This window comes from Kribbella sp. NBC_01245, from assembly GCF_036226525.1.
Classification (GTDB): Bacteria; Actinomycetota; Actinomycetes; order Propionibacteriales; family Kribbellaceae; genus Kribbella.
Map to the genome: position 1 here is coordinate 2,287,492 of NZ_CP108487.1, position 19,464 is coordinate 2,306,955.

At 67.1% G+C, this 19,464-nt stretch carries 18 protein-coding genes; 2 read left to right on the forward strand and 16 right to left on the reverse strand.

Annotation, left to right across the window (positions count from 1 at the left end; genetic code table 11):
* Window positions 1-112 precede the first annotated feature (112 nt).
* From OG394_RS10100 to dxr, 11 genes are all read right to left on the reverse strand, one after another.
* Window positions 113-937, reverse strand: coding sequence for a GNAT family N-acetyltransferase (locus tag OG394_RS10100; protein WP_328994853.1), 825 nt, complete (start codon window positions 935-937; stop codon window positions 113-115).
* 36 nt (window positions 938-973) lie between these two features.
* On the reverse strand, window positions 974-2,218 hold the full coding sequence (locus tag OG394_RS10105) for an MFS transporter (protein ID WP_328994854.1): 1,245 nt from the start codon (window positions 2,216-2,218) through the stop codon (window positions 974-976).
* Complete coding sequence (locus tag OG394_RS10110; protein ID WP_328994855.1) at window positions 2,215-2,859, reverse strand: VOC family protein; 645 nt, start codon at window positions 2,857-2,859, stop codon at window positions 2,215-2,217. The genes OG394_RS10105 and OG394_RS10110 overlap by 4 nt, the downstream gene beginning before the upstream one ends.
* Complete coding sequence (locus tag OG394_RS10115) at window positions 2,856-3,020, reverse strand: CopG family transcriptional regulator (RefSeq protein WP_328994857.1); 165 nt, start codon at window positions 3,018-3,020, stop codon at window positions 2,856-2,858. The genes OG394_RS10110 and OG394_RS10115 overlap by 4 nt, the downstream gene beginning before the upstream one ends.
* Before the next feature lie 88 nt (window positions 3,021-3,108).
* Window positions 3,109-6,834 carry a hypothetical protein gene (locus OG394_RS10120; protein ID WP_328994859.1) on the reverse strand — a complete coding sequence of 1,242 codons (3,726 nt, stop codon included), beginning with the start codon at window positions 6,832-6,834 and terminating at the stop codon, window positions 3,109-3,111.
* Window positions 6,835-6,954: 120 nt separating this feature from the next.
* Window positions 6,955-7,299 carry a thioredoxin gene (gene trxA / locus OG394_RS10125; RefSeq protein ID WP_328994860.1) on the reverse strand — a complete coding sequence of 115 codons (345 nt, stop codon included), beginning with the start codon at window positions 7,297-7,299 and terminating at the stop codon, window positions 6,955-6,957.
* Window positions 7,299-7,694 (reverse strand): MerR family transcriptional regulator, encoded by a 396-nt coding sequence (locus OG394_RS10130; protein ID WP_328994861.1) that lies wholly within the window; start codon window positions 7,692-7,694, stop codon window positions 7,299-7,301. The genes trxA and OG394_RS10130 overlap by 1 nt, the downstream gene beginning before the upstream one ends.
* A 55-nt stretch (window positions 7,695-7,749) precedes the next feature.
* The gene (locus tag OG394_RS10135; RefSeq protein ID WP_328994862.1) at window positions 7,750-8,298 is read right to left on the reverse strand and encodes a nucleosidase; all 549 of its coding nucleotides are present in this window, start codon (window positions 8,296-8,298) and stop codon (window positions 7,750-7,752) included.
* Window positions 8,299-8,304: 6 nt separating this feature from the next.
* Window positions 8,305-9,462, reverse strand: coding sequence for a flavodoxin-dependent (E)-4-hydroxy-3-methylbut-2-enyl-diphosphate synthase (ispG, locus tag OG394_RS10140; RefSeq protein ID WP_328994863.1), 1,158 nt, complete (start codon window positions 9,460-9,462; stop codon window positions 8,305-8,307).
* A 15-nt stretch (window positions 9,463-9,477) separates the two neighbouring features.
* On the reverse strand, window positions 9,478-10,788 hold the full coding sequence (locus OG394_RS10145) for a M50 family metallopeptidase (RefSeq protein ID WP_328994864.1): 1,311 nt from the start codon (window positions 10,786-10,788) through the stop codon (window positions 9,478-9,480).
* On the reverse strand, window positions 10,785-11,996 hold the full coding sequence (gene dxr / locus OG394_RS10150) for a 1-deoxy-D-xylulose-5-phosphate reductoisomerase (RefSeq protein ID WP_328994865.1): 1,212 nt from the start codon (window positions 11,994-11,996) through the stop codon (window positions 10,785-10,787). The genes OG394_RS10145 and dxr overlap by 4 nt, the downstream gene beginning before the upstream one ends.
* A gap of 61 nt (window positions 11,997-12,057) precedes the next feature.
* Between dxr and OG394_RS10155 the strand changes: the two genes are divergently transcribed.
* On the forward strand, window positions 12,058-12,675 hold the full coding sequence (locus OG394_RS10155; protein WP_328994866.1) for a DUF1707 SHOCT-like domain-containing protein: 618 nt from the start codon (window positions 12,058-12,060) through the stop codon (window positions 12,673-12,675).
* A 17-nt stretch (window positions 12,676-12,692) separates the two neighbouring features.
* Window positions 12,693-13,856, forward strand: coding sequence for an acyl-CoA dehydrogenase family protein (locus tag OG394_RS10160; RefSeq protein ID WP_328994867.1), 1,164 nt, complete (start codon window positions 12,693-12,695; stop codon window positions 13,854-13,856).
* On the opposite strand, the gene OG394_RS10165 is transcribed toward OG394_RS10160, so the two are convergent.
* Genes OG394_RS10165 through OG394_RS10185 form a run of 5 tightly spaced genes read right to left on the reverse strand, consistent with a single transcriptional unit; the run spans window position 13,853 to window position 19,368 of the window.
* On the reverse strand, window positions 13,853-14,860 hold the full coding sequence (locus tag OG394_RS10165) for a LacI family DNA-binding transcriptional regulator (RefSeq protein WP_328994868.1): 1,008 nt from the start codon (window positions 14,858-14,860) through the stop codon (window positions 13,853-13,855). The genes OG394_RS10160 and OG394_RS10165 overlap by 4 nt on opposite strands.
* Window positions 14,857-16,284: a GH1 family beta-glucosidase gene (locus tag OG394_RS10170; RefSeq protein ID WP_328994869.1), complete on the reverse strand. Its 1,428-nt coding sequence runs from the start codon at window positions 16,282-16,284 to the stop codon at window positions 14,857-14,859. The genes OG394_RS10165 and OG394_RS10170 overlap by 4 nt, the downstream gene beginning before the upstream one ends.
* Window positions 16,281-17,123, reverse strand: a complete 843-nt coding sequence (locus OG394_RS10175; protein ID WP_328994870.1) for a carbohydrate ABC transporter permease — start codon at window positions 17,121-17,123, stop codon at window positions 16,281-16,283. The genes OG394_RS10170 and OG394_RS10175 overlap by 4 nt, the downstream gene beginning before the upstream one ends.
* Complete coding sequence (locus OG394_RS10180) at window positions 17,120-18,082, reverse strand: carbohydrate ABC transporter permease (protein WP_328994871.1); 963 nt, start codon at window positions 18,080-18,082, stop codon at window positions 17,120-17,122. Before OG394_RS10180 ends, OG394_RS10175 begins: the two co-directional genes overlap by 4 nt.
* The gene (locus tag OG394_RS10185; RefSeq protein ID WP_328994872.1) at window positions 18,079-19,368 is read right to left on the reverse strand and encodes an ABC transporter substrate-binding protein; all 1,290 of its coding nucleotides are present in this window, start codon (window positions 19,366-19,368) and stop codon (window positions 18,079-18,081) included. The genes OG394_RS10180 and OG394_RS10185 overlap by 4 nt, the downstream gene beginning before the upstream one ends.
* Window positions 19,369-19,464 lie beyond the last annotated feature (96 nt).

Here is a 19,464-nt window from a genome sequence, read left to right on the forward strand (position 1 = left end):
TCCTTCCGCGGGCGGTGCGGACCAGGTAGAACGGGCGCTCCAGCAAAGCGCACGTACCGTGGCCAGACCATTACGGTCAGCGCTCAGTCTCGCGACGGTTAGCCCTCGCGTTCTAAAAGAGGACGGTCGCGAACGTCTCGATAGTGCGGAAACCAACGCGCTCGTAGGCGGCGCGAGCCGGGGTGTTGAAGGCGTTCACGTACAAGGTGACGACCGGGGCGATCGTACGAGCGAGTTCGACCACCGCGGCCATAGCGGGCGCCGCGATGCCCTGGCCTCGGCGGGATGGTTCGACCCAGACACCCTGGATCTGGCAGACGCCTGTGCCGACGGCGCCGACCTCGGCCTTGAAGACGACCTGATCGTCCTCGATCCAGGCGAACGCCCGGCCGGTGCGGATCAACTCCGCCACGCGCGACCGGTAGAACGTTCCGTCGGGCCCGGTCTGCGGTGGTACGCCGACCTCCTCGGTGTACATCGCGACACAGGCCGGGTAAAGCGCGGGCAACTCGACCGGTTCGACCCGGCGCACACGCGGATCGGGTGTCATCAGCGGCGGACCGTCGATCACCATGAACGGCTGGTCCGGCCGGATCTCCCGCGGCGGTCCCCACTGCCGCTCGACCAGCGACCAGAACAACTGGACGGCACGAGCCGGTCCGACGATCTGGAAGCAGTTCCGCCCGCGCCTCATCGCATACGCCGCGAACGAGCGGATGGCGACGTCATCCGCCTCGACCGGGACGAGATTGCCACCGGCATGGCAGAGCGCCCGCAGTTCGCCCTGGTCGACGTACCCCCAGACCTCGGCGCCGCGGCGTGGATCGAGCGCCGACGACTGCACCAGGCTGTCCACGAAGACGTTGATCACCGGGTCCCGGGCGATGACGGCCCTGGCGGCTGAGAGGTCGCGAGGACCGAGTACCCGAACACCCACGCGCAGAACCTAGCCCACACGCCGCCGAAACGCCTGCTATCGGCTCAAATCCGCTGTACGCGCGTCGGCCGCGATCGCGCGCAACGGCGACAACCAGGCGAAGGCCGCCGCCACGAACCCGACGGCCGCCATGACGGCCATCGCGGGCCGGACGCCGAGCAGCCCGCCGGCCACTCCCCCGAGCGTCGCGCCCGCGGTCCAGCCGACGCCCCACGAGAGCATCCGGCCGGCGGTGTTGACCCGGCCGAGCAGGTCCTCGGGCGTCACCTGCTGGCGGTACGAGATGGAGTTGACGATGACCAGCACGTACGCCGAACCCCAGCACAGCAACGCGATCGCGGCCAGTTGCCAAGTCGGCGCGTAGACCGTCGCGACGCCCATGACCGCCGATGCGGGGATGGCGTACAGGGTGATCCGCGCGGGCGGCATCCGCTTGAGCAGGCGGGGCAGACTGACCGACGCGATCAGGCCGCCTATCCCCCAGGAGCCGTACACGAGACCGAAGCGCAGGCCCGACGTCCCGATGCCGAGCACGCGGTCGCACCACACCACCCACAACGCCATGAACCCACCGCCACCGAACGACTGCAGCGTGCCGACCACCGTCATGCTCCGCACCCCGCCGTGCCGTACAAGGAAGCGCAGCCCGGCCGCGATATCCCGGTAGAGCACCTTCGGCCGCAGCGGCAACTGCCCGTCACGCGGCAGCGACATCGCGCGAGCGATACCGCGAATCGCCAGCGCCGACGCGACGAAGCTCAACGCGTCGAGCGCCAGCAGCGAAGCCGGATGCAGCACGGCCAATACGACGCCCGCGGCCGCCGGGATGACCAGCTCGAGCAGACTCGACACCGACCACACCGCGGCATTCGCCTCGCCGACGCGCTCCCGCCCGACCAGGACCGGCAACGCACCGAAGTTGGCGCCATCGAAGAACGTGAAGACCAGTTGAACCAGAAACGCGGCCACCAGCACATGCGCGACGGTCAGTACGCCGAGGACGTGCGCGAGTGGCACGGACCCGACCACGATGGCGTTGATCAGGTCAGCCGAGACCATCACGCGGCGGCGGTTCCACCGATCGGACAACGCCCCGGCGAGAAGACCGAAGAGCAGGTACGGCGCGGCCTCCAACGCCGTCACGAGTGCCGTCAGGAACGGCGAACCGCTCAACCGGTAAACCAGCACCGGCATCGCCACGTACGTCACCATCGACCCGGTCACCGACAACACCCGAGCCAACCAATACCGCCGAAAGTCCGGATCGTCGCGAAGCCTCACCCGAGCACTCTCACAAGGCACCCGTCAGGATCCCGTACGACGAACCGCCCGTCCCCCGGCTCGACCGCGAACCCCGCGTCAGCCAACCTCGCGGCAACGACGTCGAGCTCCTCCGTCGTACCAAACCCAAGCTGTACGTCGTACGGGCCGGGCGCGATCTCAACCAGGCCGGCATCAAGGTGGTGCAAGAGCTCGCGCCAGCCGTCGGCGTCGTCGGTTGCAAGCAGCGGCCGCACGGACCAGCGGTCGTCGGGCTCGGCCTTGTGCAAGCGATATCCGTAGAGGTCGTCGCTCCGCTCGTCCACCCACACGCTGACGCCGCCGGGCCCGTCGACGCGGAGCACCCGGCCGTACGCCTCGTCCCAAACCGTCGCGTCGTCATGGCCTTCGGCGCGAAGTCGCTCCGCGAGCTCGTCGACGTCATCGGCCTCGAACGAGAGCGTGGTCTCGCCAGCGCTTGCACCCGTGTCGCTCGTCGCGGAGTCGTGCAGCGCGACCATGCCGGCGCCCGCGACCATGTCGATCCAGCCGCCGCGCTCGGACTCGATCCGCGAACGCAGACCGAGCAACTCGAGGAACCGGCGCATCGCCTCGACGTCCGCGCTGAACCGCAACGGCCGCACCACGATCCCGTTCGTCATCCCCGCGCCTCCCCGTTCCGCTTCAGGTAGTCCTCGAGCGCGCGCTCGACCAACGCGGACAGACTCCCGCCGTCATCGATCGCCTTGTGCTTCACCCGGCGGATCAACGCCGGCGGCAAATACACATTGAACTGCGCCTTCTTGGCAGCCGCCTCGCTCATAGCTATATTGCTAGCATCCTAAATCAGTAGCTGTCAAAGGAGGCCTGATCGCAGGTCCCCACAACCTGCTTGTCGAGCTCTACCAACCTCAGGGTTGATCGTCGGTGTGCCGCCGTGGTCTGTAGTCGATCTCCTTCCACAGCAGCCTTGTCACCTCGGCGAGGTCGCGGTGAACTTCGGCTCGGGCCGCGGGCGGAAGCTCCCGATAGCCCCGCTCGGCGAGGGCCATCAACACCTGCTGGGCACGTGCCTTTGTCTCTGGGTCGGTGTTCCTGATCAGCGCACAGGCTCTTTCCAAACGGCCTGCGACGCCGCCCGCCGAGCCGGAGGTCGAACTGAGCGCGTCGGCGAATTCTCGCTCACGAGGTTTCACGGTCGCAAAGCCCAGCAGCCATTGGAAGACGTCCGGATCGTCCGCTGCAGAAGTGAGCGCGATCGCGGCCGGAACAGCGGTGTCGTTCACCTGACCCCAAACAAGCAGGCGCACGAGATGGTCGCGAACCTCGGGCACGTGAGCCGCGCCGGCGAGGGCGAGCACAGCCTTCTCGCGCACCCATGGGCTGGCATATCTCGTCACTTCGAACAGTTTGTTTCGCACCGTCGGCTGATCTACCAAGTGTGCGAGCGCTTCGACGATCTTGGCACGTTGATAGTTCTCGGCCGTTTGGTCGTCCAGCACCTCCATCAGGGTCGCCGCGATCACTCGCGCATCGGCGAACCCGATCAGCGCGATCGCGGCCGCGGCTCTCACCTCCGGCACCGGATCTGACAAGCGCTCCAGGAGGGCCGCGCTGACCTCGGCGTGGTCCACTGCCTTCGCCAACGCCTGGACGGCGTCCAAACGCAGTGCCCAGATCCTCTCTGTCAGCATCGCGAGGCACGCGGGCAGGAACTCGGGATACAGCGCGACGTCCTCGGCGTTGCTGAGCACCGCGTAGCGAAGGTAATTGTCATCGTCGAGGAAGAGGGGCCGCAGGTTGGCGCGCACTTGTTCGTCGTCGAGCACTCCGCCGAGAGCCAAGATCGCATCCGAACGGGCCTCGAACGTGGCGTCGGTCGCCAACCTGCACAGCGCCTGCCGAACCTCCGGGCTGACTCTGCCTGGACGCGTATGCCGATCGGGAACGAGCGCCAGAACCGCGATGGAGGCGGCCGGGCCATCCAGCAGCGGCAACACGCCCTGTGCCACCTTCGGGTCGTCGGTCCGCCTCAACCCGAAGGCGGCCGCCCGGCGAGCCACGACCGGCAGCCGGGAATCCCCGATGACCTCGATCAAGAGGGGAATCAAGTCACCTGAATCCCCTGCAGTGGTCAGTCTGCGAACGAGCGGTTCGGTGCCGTTCGCGGCTTTCAGGGCGGACAGCACCTCGTGATATTCACGGGGCAGGAACTCCTGGCCAGTCAGAGCACGGACCAGATCCCTGCGGGCAGCGGGCTCGATCTCGCTTTCCAACCGCGTCCAAAGCGACGCCCGGATCTCCTCGGGGTCGGGAACGAGCGGCGCGCTAGCCGAGGAGGCCGCCGCTGAAGTGGACGCCAGCGCTGCGGCACGCACATCCCCGAAAACGGATGCATCCGCCAGCACCTGGGCGGCCCGGCGGCGAAAGACTTCATCTGCCCCGCGAAGCTGCGCGATCACCCACTGCCGGGTAAGGGTTCCCTCCGGAGAGGCGATCAGCCGGCTGAGCAGCGGGCTCAGATGTTCCCTCGACCACCGATCCACGATCGACGGTCTGATGGCCCGGTCCACTGCGCCAGGCGGCATCGATTGAAGCACTTGCACGACTGTGGAGCGATCCCGCAAAGGATAGTGATTCACCAGCAGCACCAGTCGTTTCAGGACCTCCTCAAGTTGCGTGACGATACGCAGGTCATCCGAGCGGGGCAGCTCACCGATGACGCGTCCGGCGGCGTACAGACCGTGGAATCCGGGGTCGTCCTCGAGGGAGAGCAAGTGGTCGAGCAGCAGGGCCGGGTCACGCAGTTGGCCGCCGCACATGGGGATCACTTCGACCCAGGACGGATCGAACCATAGGTGGTCGTTGATGACCTTCAGGAGTTGGTCGTGTGGGAGCTTTCGGAGTTGGCGCGATACCAGATATTCCGCGACGGTCCTGTGGACGAACAGGTAGGGCGGTCGTTGCCCGTGTGCTTGGGTCCCGGCCGTGGTCAACAGGCCCGTCTCGGTGACGAGGGAATGCAGCACCCGGTTGGCGTCGGCTCCTGCTTTGCCGGCCAGGAATTCCAGCAGATCATCAGCCGACATGAGGTCGGCCCAGCCCTCGGGACGGTTGGCAAAGTGCAGAGCGACCTCGCCGAGCAGATCGAGCAGGTCGTCAACCTCTGCCGATCTCCGGCCGGTCCCAGACGGGACCGCTCGATCGATCGACAGGAAGTGCAGGACCACTCGTTCGTACAGCTGCCACCGGGTTGACGGCAGCGGCCCAGCGTCGTTCGCCGTAGCGCATAGGAGAGCCATCAGGAGCGGAATAGTCGCCAGGCCGAACACGGCTGGGTCGCGGAGTCGGTCGCGCAACTTCTGTTCTGCCTTGGTCGGCAAGTCCCAGGCAGTAAGCAGCTGCTCGATCTCGGAGCGACCGAACGGCATCAGCTCCACCTCGGTCAACGTCCGCAACGGCGAACCCGAGTAACCGGCGATGCGACTCGTGATCAGCAAGCGTCCTTGGCCTGCGAAGGATCGGCGCCCACCCGGCCAGTGACCGAGCAGGTCATGCAGTCGGCGCTCGTCGGCGCGCCCTGGCAACTCATCCAGAGCGTCGAGAAGAACGGCCGCTTCGCCATCGTCGATCCGGCCCGAGAGCCAGCTGACCACGGCCGGATCGAGCCGGTGGCGGCGTCCGATGATCTCCGCGAGCGCTGCGCCCAAGGTGCGGCCGTCGGCACGGACGACCTCGTCGCAACGAGCCATCACGGGAATCGCGACCCGTGTCGGGTCAGCGCCCGCCAGCAAAGCGGCTCTCGCCTCAGACGCCAGGCGGGCGCATTCGGCCCGAACCAGCCACGACTTGCCCAACCCTGGATCGGCGAGCAGCATGACGCGCCGATTTGCCGCCGCGAAGTCCTTCCACGGCTGGACCGGCGCTTCCCGGCCGAGCCCTGACTGCTGCGACAGCCGTCTGGCGTCCAACGCTTGCAGCTCGGCACGATCCGTCGGCTCGTCGGTCGGTCGGCGGATATCCGGGCGGATCCGGACGTCGCGATTCAGGCGGCTCAGGTCGGAGTCTGGGGGTAGGTAGCTCGGGAGGTTTTCGCGGGCGGCGTCGTCTTCGATCTCCTGGAGGAGGATCGGGAGCACCCGGCGCAAGTGGTCGTCGGTTGCCGGCGACGGGCCTTGGGCCACCTTCTTCAGGTGTTGGAGGTCGTCGAGGATGACGAGGGTTCGGAGGGTCTCGTCCTCGTACGCCGCGCGGGTCAGGCCAGCCCGGAGTAGTCGTTGCACCGAGCTGAGGAAGAGGTCGACGTCGAGCAATTCCTCGAGCTGCCGGAGGTCCATCCCCCGCCCGGTCAGTTCCTGGCGAAGCTGGTCCGGCGAGTGCTCGACCAGGAGACGACGGATCAGCTCGGACGTGAACGCATCCGCGAGCAGCTCGGCGACAAGGCGCCACCACTCGGCGTCGGACGCCGTACCGGGCCGTCGCGACTGGTCGACCGCCTCACGCAACGCCTCCTCGATGACCTTGCGCAGGGCGCGGTCCTCGGGTTGTTCGCGGAGCTTGCGCCAACTCGAACCGGAGCCGGCCTTGAGCACCTCCGTGACGAGCCCACTCAGGACGGCGCCTGAGACCGGATCCATGCAACGCCCTCTCGATCGAGTTCATTGCACGATATCGGTCCGCGCCGACACTTTCCGTCGCGAGAGTGTCACTGGCGCCTCGGGCGTACCGATCGTTGCCCGAGGCGCCAAACAGGACGGTCAGGCGTGCACGGGCAAGTCGGCGATCGCCTTGTCGAGGTCGCCCAGCAACCGGGCCTTAGGACGCGCGCCAACCGTCGTCCAGACCGGCTCGCCCCGGTCGAACAGGATCATCGTCGGCAACGCCATCACCCGGTGGTTCGACGCCGTGACCGGGTTCTCGTCGGCGTTCATCTTCACGACCGTCAGGCCGTCGGCCCGCTCGTCCGCGATCTCACCCAGCACCCGGGCGAGCTGGTGGCACGGCCCGCACCACTCGGCCCAGAAGTCGACCAGCACCGGCTTGTCGGCGGCCAGTACGAGCTCAGTGAAGGTGCTCTCATCGACGTCGCGCAGTTCGGACATCAGTTCCTCGTTTCCATCGTCGGTACGCCGGAGCCGCGTTTGCGCCAGCTCTCGGCATCGGCGAGGAGCTCGGTCAGCTTGGCGCGCAGATCGCTCAACTCCGCGATCCGCGCGTCCACCTCGGCGATCCGGGTCCGGTACGCCGTCAGCGATGCCGGGCAGACGTCGGCCCGGTCGTTGCCCGCACGCAGGCATTCGATGAACGGGTACGTCTGCTCAGCGGTCAACCCGAGCGACAGCAAGGCCTTGACCTCCCGTACGACGACGACATCGTGGTCGCCGTACGTCCGGTAGCCATTGGCCTCGCGCTCGGGCTTGAGCAACCCCTGCGACTCGTAATACCGCACCGCCTTGACCGTGACACCGGCCCGAGCCGCCAGATCGCTGATGCGCATTCCGCCTCCTCACCCAGACGCTAAACCCTGCCCCCAGGGTCAAGGTCAAGCGTACTCAGGTGAGGTTGGCGTGCGCCCATTCGCCGAGGGCCCGGGCACTGCGATCGACGAGGGTCGGCCAGTCCGCGGCGGCCTCGTCGGCGTTGTCGGAGACGTGCTTCACCAGCCGCAGGGGTACGTCGTACTGGCGGCAGGCATACGCAACGCCGTACGCCTCCATGTCGACGAGATGCGCGCGCTCGGCCAAACGCGCGCGCACAACCGGGTCGGTGACAAAGACGTCGCCACTGGCCAGAACCGTCCCGTCTCCCCCATCAACCTTGAGCGTTTCGTCCGGGTCCAGCCCAATCGCGCGAACCGCCTCCGCGTTGATGTCGTGGTTGATCACGCTGCTCGGCAGATAAATCCCGTCCAGCCCATCGCGCAACGCGCCCGTACTCCCGAGGTTGACGACCACCAGACCCTCGCGATCCCGCTCCGCCAACGCCTGCGCAGTGATCACGGCCGCGGCCGTCTTACCGACACCGGTAAGGACAACGGGCAGATGCTCGGGCAAGTACTTAACCTCAGCCGGCAACGCGGCAACGATCAGGTAATTGGTCAACGCGGTTCAGCTGACTGTGACGGTGGGTTCGCCGGTTAGGCCTTCGCCGGCGTCGCCCATTTCTTCGGCGATGCGCATCGCCTCTTCGATCAGGGTCTCGACGATCTTCGACTCGGGCACGGTCTTGATCACCTCGCCCTTGACGAAGATCTGGCCCTTGCCGTTGCCCGAGGCGACACCGAGATCGGCTTCGCGGGCCTCGCCCGGTCCGTTGACGACGCAGCCCATGACGGCCACGCGCAGCGGCACCTCCATGCCCTCGAGGCCGGCGGTGACCTGCTCGGCCAGGGTGTAGACGTCCACCTGGGCGCGACCACACGACGGGCAGGAGACGATCTCGAGCTTGCGCTCGCGCAGGTTCAGCGACTGCAGGATCTGCAGGCCGACCTTGACCTCCTCGACCGGCGGGGCCGACAGCGAGACGCGGATGGTGTCGCCGATACCGCGCGACAGCAGCGATCCGAACGCGACGGCCGACTTGATCGTGCCCTGGAATGCCGGCCCGGCCTCGGTCACACCGAGGTGCAACGGCCAGTCACCCCGCTCGGAGAGCATCTCGTACGCCTTGACCATGACCACCGGGTCGTTGTGCTTCACGGAGATCTTGAAGTCGTGGAAGTCGTGCTCCTCGAACAGCGAGGCCTCCCAGACGGCCGACTCGACCAGAGCCTCCGGCGTGGCCTTGCCGTACTTCTCCAGCAGGCGCGGATCCAGCGAACCGGCGTTGACGCCGATCCGGATCGACGTGCCGTGGTCCTTCGCGGCGGCGGCGATCTCCTTGATCTGGTCGTCGAACTTGCGGATGTTGCCCGGGTTGACCCGGACGGCCGCGCAGCCCGCCTCGATCGCGGCGAAGACGTACTTCGGCTGGAAGTGGATGTCCGCGATGACCGGGATCTGCGAGTGCTGCGCGATCTCCGGCAGCGCGTCCGCGTCGTCCTGGGACGGGCAGGCCACTCGCACGATGTCGCAACCGGCGGCGGTCAGCTCCGCGATCTGCTGCAGGGTCGTGTTGACGTCCGAGGTCAGCGTGGTGGTCATCGACTGCACCGAGATCCGCGCGTCACCACCGACCAGCACCTTGCCGACCTTGATCTGCCGGGTCTTGCGGCGCGGAGCCAGGACAGGCGGAGGCAACGGGGGCATGCCGAGATTGATGGTCATTCGGTGTTACGAGTCCTAACCGTTGAGTCTGATCGGGTTGACGACATCCGCGATGACGAGCAGCACACCCATCACCACGAAGATACTGGCCATCACATAAGCGACCGGCAGCAGCTTGCCGACATCGACGTGCCCGGGGTCGGGCCGGCCGAGCAGCTTGGCGAAACCGCGCTTGATGCCCTCCCAGATCGCCCCGACCATGTGACCGCCGTCCAGCGGCAGCAGCGGCACGAAATTGAACAGCGCGAGGAACAGGTTCACCGAGGCAAGCAGCGAGATCAGGAACGCGAACCGCGCGCCACCGGTGATGCTCTGGTCGGACGCCACCTCACCCGCGACCCGGCCGGCGCCGACCACGCTCATCGGGCCGTTCTTGTCGCGCTCGCCACCCACGATCGCCTCGGCCACACCGACCAGCTTCTGCGGGAATCGCAGCAGCGCCTGGAAGGTGGCCTCGGTGATCACGCCCATCTGCTTGATCGTGTAGACCGGGCCCTGCCGCACGATCTCGGTCTCCGGGGAGACGCCGAGGAAGCCGACGTTCACGACCTTGTCGGAGCCGGTCTTCTCGATCACCTGGTTCAGCATGGTGTTGGTCTGCAGGGGCGGGAGCTGCTTGCCGTCCCGCTCGACCACGATCGTGGCGGCCTTGTCGGTGTTGGCCCGGATCAGCGGGGTGAGCTGCTCCCACTCGGTGATCTGGACGCCGTTGAAGGACACGATCCGGTCGCCCGGCTTGATCCCGGCCGCCTGCGCCGGCGAGACCTTGTCCTTGTCGGTGCACTTCCGCGTCGGTGTCGCCTCGTTCGCCGGGATCACGCATTCGCTGACCGTCTTGACCGTGGTCTGCAGCTCGGAGGCGCCGTAGATCATGAACAGGCCGCCGAACAGGATGAACGCGATCACCACGTTCACCAACGGGCCCGAGGCCATCACGATCAGCTTCTGCCACCAGGGCTTCTGGTAGAACAGCCGGCCGTGGTCCGCCGGGTCGATCGTCTCGTACTCCGCGGCGCGGGCGTTGTCGACCAGCGACTGGAACGGGCCGGTGCTGGCACTGCGGACCTTGTCCGGGTCCTGGTCCTTGCCCGGCGGCAGCATGCCGATGATGCGGACGAAACCGCCGAACGGGATGGCCTTGATCCCGTACTCCGTCTCACCGCGTTTGAACGACCAGACCGTACGGCCGAAGCCGAAGAAGAACTGCGTCACCTTCATCCCGAACTTCTTCGCCGGGATCATGTGACCGGCCTCATGCAGCGAGACCGAGACGACCATGCCGATCACGAAGACCAGGATGCCGAGGAACGTGAGCAGTGCGGTCATACCTGTGTCGTCTCCTGTACGCCGATCAGCTGGCGGGCACGGGTGCGGGCCCAGGACTCCGCCGAGAGCACGTCCTCGATGGAAAGGTCCACATACGAGGGTACGTCGTGATCGGTCACCACCCGGGCCACGGTGTCGACGATCGCGAGGAAAGGCAGCCGTCCGGCCCGGAACGCGGCCACGCACTCCTCGTTCGCCGCGTTGAACACGGCCGGCGCCGTACCGCCCCTGATCCCGGCCTCGCGGGCCAGCTGGACCGACGGGAACGCCTCGTTGTCGAGCGGCAGGAACTCCCAGGTGCTCGCCTCGGCCCAGCTCCACGGCATCGCCGCGTCCGGAACGCGGTCCGGCCAGCTCATCCCGAGTGCGATCGGCAGGGTCATCGTCGGGATACCGATCTGGGCGATGGTGGACCCGTCAACGAACTCCACCATCGAGTGCACGGCCTGTTGCGGATGCACAACCACCTCGACCTCATTCAGCGGTACGCCGAAGAGCAGGTGTGCCTCGATCAGCTCGAGCCCTTTGTTCACCAAGGTGGCGGAGTTGATCGTCACCACCGGGCCCATCGCGAAGTTCGGATGTTCCAGCGCTTGCGCGGGCGTCACGCGGGCCAGTTCGCGCCGCGGCCGCCCTCGGAACGGCCCGCCGCTCGCGGTGAGGATGAGCTTGCGCACCTCCTGGCCGGTCCCGCTGCGCAGGCACTGGGCGATCGCGCTGTGCTCGGAGTCGACCGGCACGATCTGGCCCGGTTTGACCCGCTTGGTGACGAGCGGCCCGCCGACGACCAGGGACTCCTTGTTCGCGAGGGCAAGCGTGTTCCCCGCATCGAGCGCGGCGAGGGTCGGGCCGAGGCCGACCGAACCGGTGATGCCGTTCAGCACCACATCACACGGGAGCCCCGCCAGCTCGGTCGCGGCGTCCGGCCCGGCGATGATCTTGGGGATGCGGAACTCACCCTGCGCATAACCCTTGCGCTGCGCCTCGGCGTAGAACGCGAGCTGCAGATCCTGGACCACGGTGGCCTTCGCGACGGCGACCACCTCGACCTCGAACTCGAGCGCCTGCTGCGCCAACAGCCCGACGTTGTCGCCGCCCGCGCTGATCGCCAGCACCCGGAATCGGTCGCGATTACGGCCGATCAGCTCGAGCGCCTGAGTACCGATCGAGCCGGTCGAACCGAGGATGACGACATCGCGGGAATTCACGGGCCCTATTGTCCCAGGTTCTAGCGGCTGGATTGTCCCCGCGCGGCGATACGGTTGGCGCATGAGTCTGGAGCAACCGCCGGCACCCCGTGCGTCCGACCGCGATCGCGAGCAGGCCGCCGCCCTGATCCAGGAGGCGCACGGCGACGGCAGGCTCGATCTCGACGAGCTGGACGAGCGGCTGACCCAGATTTACCAGGCGAAGACCCGGCAGGAACTGGTCCACCTCACGGCCGACCTGGAGCCCGCCGAACCGGTCGCACCCGTCGGACACGGCGGCCAGTCCGACGTACTGACTTTTCAGCTCCAGCACGCCAGGGTGCGCCGCGAAGGCAAATGGCAGGTGCCGCCGAAGATCACGGCCGACCTGATGCATGCGCAGGTCCGGCTCGACTTCACCGAGGCGGTGTTGCGATCGTCACACGTCCTGATCGAGGCGACGGTGACGCACGCGTCGATTCTCCTGATCATCCCGCCGGGTTGGAGCGTCGACATCGATCAGGTTCAGTCACAGGGTGGCTCGGTCACCAACAAGGCGGGCGATCCGCGGGCGGGAGCGCCGCGGCTACAGGTGACCGGAATCTCGACGTACGGCCGCATCACCGTGCGGCATCCGCGCGGCCACCGCTGGTGGTGGCCGTGGGGCCGGACGCCGGCCCGCCGCGAATTGTCGGCATAGATGGTTAGGTTGTCGCCATGACCGCTTCGCTTGATCTCGTCGATGTCGATTCGCTGCTCAACTCCGAAGAGCTCGCGATCCGGGCGACGGCGCGCCGATTCGCCGATGAGCGCCTGCGGCCGCAGCTGCCCGAGTGGTTCGAGTCCGGCAAGATCCCGGCGCGCGAACTGGCGAAGGAGCTCGGCTCACTCGGTTTCCTCGGCATGCACCTCACTGGGTATGGCTGCGCCGGCGTCGGTTCGGTGGCGTATGGCCTTGCCTGCTTGGAGATCGAGGCCGCCGACTCGGGCATGCGCTCGCTGGTCAGCGTGCAGGGTTCGCTCGCGATGTATGCGATCTGGAAGTACGGCAGCGACGAGCAGAAGGACGAGTGGCTGCCGCGGATGGCCGCGGGCGACGCCATCGGTTGCTTTGGTCTGACCGAGCCCGACTTCGGATCCAACCCGGGCGGTATGCGGACGAACGCGCGCCGCGATGGCGACGACTGGGTGCTCAACGGGTCGAAGATGTGGATCACCAACGGCTCGATCGCCGAGGTGGCGGTCGTCTGGGCCCGGACCGACGACGGCGTGCGCGGTTTCGTCGTACCAACGTCGACGCCTGGGTTTTCGGCGCCTGAGATCAAGAACAAGTTGTCCCTGCGTGCCTCGGTGACGTCGGAGCTCGTTCTGGATGACGTACGACTGCCCGCCGCCGCGATGCTGCCGCTGGCGAAGGGGCTGTCCGGTCCGCTCGGGTGTTTGAACGAGGCCCGGTTCGGCATCATCTTCGGCGCGATGGGCGCGGCCCGGGACTGCCTGGAGACGGCGATCTCTTACGCGCAGGAGCGGCTGGTGTTCGACAAGGCGCTCGCGGCGTACCAGCTGACCCAGGCGAAGCTGGCCGATATGGCCGTCGAGCTGAACAAGGGCATCCTGCTCGCCGTGCACCTCGGCCGCCTCAAGGAGAACGGCTCGTTGCGGCCGGAGCAGGTCAGCGTCGGCAAGCTCAACAACGTGCGTGAGGCGATCGCGATCGCCCGAGAGTGCCGCACGATCCTCGGCGCCAACGGCATCAGCGGCGAATACCCGATCATGCGCCACGCGAACAACCTCGAATCCGTCCTCACCTACGAGGGCACCTCCGAAGTCCACCAACTAGTAATCGGCCAAGCCCTTACGGGCCACGCCGCCTTCCGCTAGGCGCTGCCGCGGAGTTCTAGGTTGGTGTCGAGGATTACTTGGCCGTGGGGGGCCTTTTCGCCGGCTAGTTGGGCGAGGAGGAGGCGCGTCATTTCGCGGCCCATCTCCTCGGTCGGCTGGGCCACTGAGGTCAGGGGCGGGTCGGAGTTGCGGCCTGCCGGGGAACCGTCGAAGCCGATGACCGCGACGTCTTCGGGAATGCGCCGGCCGGCCGCCTTCAGGACGCGCATGGCGCCGAAGGCCATCGGGTCGGATGCGGCGAAAACCGCGTCCAGCGAAGGGTCCCGCTCGAGCAGTGCGGCCATCGCCTTGGCGCCGCTCTCCTCGCTGAAGTCGCCGACCTCGACCAGCTGGTCACCGGCCACCTCGCGGAATCCCTGCAACCGGGCAAGGCCGGCGGACATGTCCTGCGGCCCGGCGATACAGGCGATGCGGCTCCGGCCCTGCTCGACCAGGTGCTGCGCCGCGATGCGTCCGCCTGTGAAGTTGTCGGCGTCGACGTACTGCAGCGGCTCGACATCAGCATCGGCCTCGCGCAACGGGCGTCCGCAGAGCACCAGGGGCAGACCGCTCGCCTGGACTTGAGCGGGCAACGGGTCGTTCGCATGCTGGGACAGCATCAGCACCCCGTCCACGTGTTCCCTGGTCAGGAAGCGGCCCGCCCGCTCGCGCTCCGCCGTACTCTGCACCATCGAGAGCCAGAGCTGCAGCTGGGTCTGGGCCATTGCCGAGCTGATCCCCCGGACGATGCCGGCGAAGTACGGTTCGGTGAAGAGCCGCTCCCCCGGTTCGGAGATCACCAGGGCGACGCAGTCGGTCCGCCTGGTCACGAGATTGCGGGCGGCGCGGTTCGGCACGTACCCGAGCTCTTCGATCGCCTTCATCACCGCGGCGCGGGCGCCCGGGCTGACTTGGGACGATCCGTTCACCACACGCGAGGCGGTACCCCGCCCCACCCCCGCCCGGGCCGCGACGGTCTCGATGGTGGGACGGGGTTCGGTCATACCGCTAGCCTGCCCCGGATCAGATCGGAGTACCAATACGCGCTGCTCTTCGGCGTACGTGTCTGCGTCTCGTAGTCGACGTACACCAGCCCGAACCGCCGCGAATACCCCCACGACCACTCGAAGTTGTCGAACAGCGACCAGCAGAAGTAGCCCTTCAACGGCACTCCCGCGTCAACGGCGTCACGACAGGCCCGCAGATGTCCCTCGAGGTAGCGGACGCGGTCGGTGTCACGCACCAACCCGTCGGCATCCGGTTCGTCGAAGAAGGCGGCTCCGTTCTCCGTGACGTACAGCGGCACTGACGGGTACTCCCGCGCCACCCGCTTGAGGACGGACGTGAGGCCTTCGGCATGGATCTCCCAGCCCATCGCCGTCACTGGCAGCTCACCCGGGAGGAAGCCGACCTGCTCGCTACCCGGCCAAGGTGATGCCTGACCGCCTACTGGGCCACCATGGCCGTCGTTGCCCGCCGTCGCGTCACCGGTCACCACATGCCGGGTGTAGTAGTTCACGCCCAGGATGTCCAGCGGGGTTGAGATAACGGCCAGATCGCCCTCCCGCACAAAAGCGAAATCAGTGACGCCTGCAAGATCCGCAACCACGTCTGCCGGGTACGAACCCAGCAGCACGGGGTCGAGGAAGAACCGGTTCTGCAACCCGTCGATCCGCCTTGCCGCCTCGCGATCGATCTCACGGTCGCTTGCCGGCAGTACGTCGTACAGGTTGATCGTGACGCCGACCTGGTGCCCCGCCGAGCTGATCAGGCTCGCCGCCAGCCCATGGCCGAGCATCAGGTGGTGCCCTGCCCGTACGGACGCCGCCGGGTCCTGCCGACCGGGCGCGTGGACGCCCGAGCCGTACCCGAGGAAGGCTGAGCACCACGGTTCGTTCAGCGTCGTCCACTGGCTGACCCGGTCGCCAAGCGCACTGCTGATCGCGCCCGCGTAGTCCGCGAACCGCTCCGCCGTCGCACGCTCGGGCCAGCCGCCCGCGTCCTCGAGCGGTTGCGGCAGATCCCAGTGGTACAGCGTCGGCCACGGCTGGATACCGGCCGCGAGCAGTTCGTCGACCAGCCTCGAGTAGAAGTCGACGCCCGCCTGGTTGAGCGGACCACGGCCGTCCGGCTGGACCCGCGACCACGAGATCGAGAACCGGTAGGCCTGCAACCCCAGCCCGGCCATCAGCGCGACGTCCTGGCGGTACCGGTCGTAGTGCTCGATCGCGACGTCACCGGTATCGCCGCCGAGCACCCGTCCAGGCTGGCGCGAGAAGGTGTCCCAGATCGACGGGCCGCGGCCGTCAACGCCGGCTGCGCCCTCGATCTGGTACGCCGCGGTGGCCGCCCCGAGCAGGAACCCGGCCGGAAGCTCCAGCCCGGCGCCCGGATCAGTCTGGCTGCCGGTCTGGCTTTCGGTCGTCACGACTTGATCGCACCTTCCATGATGCCGCCGATGATCTGGCGGCCGAACAGGATGAACACCGCGAGCAGCGGCAGCGTGGCGAGAGCCGTAGCCGCGAAGACCTGCGCGTAGTCGGTGTAGTACGCCGTCGCCAGCAGACTGAGCGACAGCTGAACCGTCGGGGTATTCGCGTCGAGCACGGCGTACGGCCAGATGAACTCGTTCCAGGTCTGCATGAACGTCAGCAGACCCAGCACGGCCGCGGCTGGACGCAGTACGGGCAGTACGACGTTCCAGTAGATCCGGAAGGTCGAGCAACCGTCCACGCGAGCTGCCTCGACCAGCTCGTCCGAGATGGCCTCAGCGGCGTACTGGCGCATCATGAACACGCCGAAACCGCTGACCAGGAACGGCACGATGACCGCTTGCAGGGTTCCGTTCCAGCCGATCTTCACCATCAGCATGTAGAGCGGAATCAGGCCCAGCTGGACCGGCACCATCATGGTCCCGATGATCACCAGCAGGAACGCGTTGCGGCCGCGGAACCGCAGCTTGGCGAAGGCGAAACCGGCCAGCGTCGAGAAGAACACCACCGACAAGGTGACGACGCTCGACACCACCAGCGAGTTCACCAGGCCATAGCCGAAGGCCGCGTGCTCATTCGCGAACACCCGGCCGACGTTCTCGGCGAGCTCTGCACCGGGCAGCAGCGGCGGCGGTACGTCGTTGATGACGTCATTCGACCGGGTGGCGATGACGAACATCCAGTAGATCGGGAAGATCGAGAGCAGGACGCCGACCACCAGCGCGAGGTACGTCGCGGGGCTGGTGCGCCAGAGCCGGATCGAGGCGGCCTTCATCGTGCCCACCCCCCAGCCCGCTTGACGATCAGCAGGTTGACCAGCGAGAACACCACGATGAGCCCGAACAACGCCCACGCGATCGCCGCGCCGTAGCCGTACTGGAAGCGCTGGAAGGCGGTCTCGTACATGTACATGGTGACGGTCTGGAACTGGCCGAGCGTGCCGCCGAGCATCTTGCCGTTGCCGAAGATGACCGGCTCGGTGAAGAGCTGCAGCCCACCGATCGTCGAGATGATGACGGTGAAGACGAGCGTCGGTCGCAGCATGGGCACGGTGATCCGCCAGAACTGCTGCCGCGGTGATGCGCCGTCCAGGGCGGCCGCCTCGTACAGATCCTTCGAGATCGCCTGCATGGCGCCGAGCAGGATCAGCGTGTTGTAACCGGTCCAGCGCCAGTCGACCATCACGGCGATCGCGATCCAGCTCGACCAGGCGTTGGCCTGCCAGTCCACGGCATCCAGGCCGACGGCGGTGATGAGGTAGTTCACCAGCCCGACATCGCGGGCGAACAGCTGCCCGAAGACGATGCCGACGGCCGCGACCGAGGTCACGTTGGGAATCAGCACGCCCATCCGGAAGAACGTCCGGGCGCGGATCCTGCGGTTCAGCAGGTTCGCGACCGCCAGGGCCATGAACAACTGGGGCACGGTGGCGATCACGAAGATGCCGACGGTGTTCCGCAGCGCGTTCCAGAAATCCGGGTCCGAGAAGAGCGCGGTGTAGTTACCGAACCCGACGAAGGTGTGTTCGCCGATCAGGTGCCAGTCGTGCAGCGACACCCAGCCGGTGTAGAGCAGCGGGAACGCCCCGAAGATCGCGAACAGCACGAAGAACGGCGTGATGAAGACGTACGGCGCGAACCTCACGTCCGCGCGAGTCAGTCGGGAGCGCCAAGGGGCCCGGTCGCCGGCAGCACGCGCTGCTGCCGACGACCGGACGACGCCGGCAAAGGTCACTTCGCCTCTTTGGCAGTGCTGTCCAGCGCCTGCTGCCAAGCCTTGTCGGGAGTGAGCTTGCCCTGTTCGACGGCCTGCATGGCCGGCTCGAAGGCACGCTCCTTGATCGCCTGGTGCTTCGGGCCGAGCACGATCGGCTTCAGCGCCTTCGCGCCGCTACCGAAGATCTTGCCGACCGGAGCGTTCGAGAAGTAGTCGTTCGTCAGGGCCAGGAAGGCCGGGTCGTCCAGCGCCTTCGGCGAGGACGGCAGCGGGCCGGCCTCCTTGAAGGCCTCGACGTGACTGGTCGGGCTGGTCAGGAACTTGGCCAGCTCATAGGCCTCCTTCGGGTGCTTGCTCTGGGCCGGAACCGTCAGCCACGAGCCACCCCAGTTGCCGCCGCCACCAGGCACCGCAGCAACGTCCCACTTACCGGCATTGGCATCGCCGGAGTTGGTCTTGATGATGCCGAGCATCCACGACGGGCACATGGTGACCGCGAAGCTGCCGTTCTTGAAGCCCGCCTCCCAGTCCTTCGACCAGGTGGGGACCTTGGCGCTGACGTCCACCATCTTCATCGAGGTGTCCCAGGCCTGCCGGACGGCCGGGTTGGAGTCGGCGATCACCTTGTTGTCGCGGTCGTAGAAGTTCGTCTCACCGGCCTGCGACAGCATCGCGCTGAAGCTGGTGGTGACGGAGTCGACGAAGCCCTTGGCGCCCGTCTTCGCCGCGGTGAACTTGCCGCCGGTGCTGATGAACGCGTCCCACGTCGGCCACAACTTCGACACCGCGTCGCGGTCGGTGGGCAGGCCCGCCTTGCCGAACAGGTCCTTGCGGTAGCAGACCGCCAGGCCGCCGACGTCGGTGCCGAGACCGATCACCGCGCCATCGCCGGCCTTACCCAGCTCCCACTTCCAGGGCAGGAAGTTGGTCTCCAGCTCGGCCGCACCGTGGTCGAGCAGGTTGCTGAAGTTCTGCGGCTGGGTCTTGAACTCGTTGAGGATGCCTTCCTCGAGCGCCACCACATCGCCGGCGCCGCTCCCGGCCGCGAGCCACTGGGTCAGTTTCGGCTTGTAGTCGTCGAGCTTCACGGTGTTGCGCAGCTCGATCTTGACGTTCGGGTGGTCCTTCTCGTATTGGGCCGCCAACGCCTTGTAACCGAAGTCACCGAACGTGTCCACCACCAGCTTGACCTGGCCGTCGGCGGCCGGCGTCGTGCCCTCGGTGTTCTTGCTGCATGCCCCGACCATGCCCAGGGCTGTCACGGCAGCCGCCGTCACAACCAGGAACCGCTTCGTCTGGCTCATCGCCCGACCCCTCCTTGGGTTTTCGGACGCTCCAATCTGGGAGCGCTCCCATGGAGCATCGGGGCAGGCCGCCGTGCTGTCAAGAGTTCAGTGGGA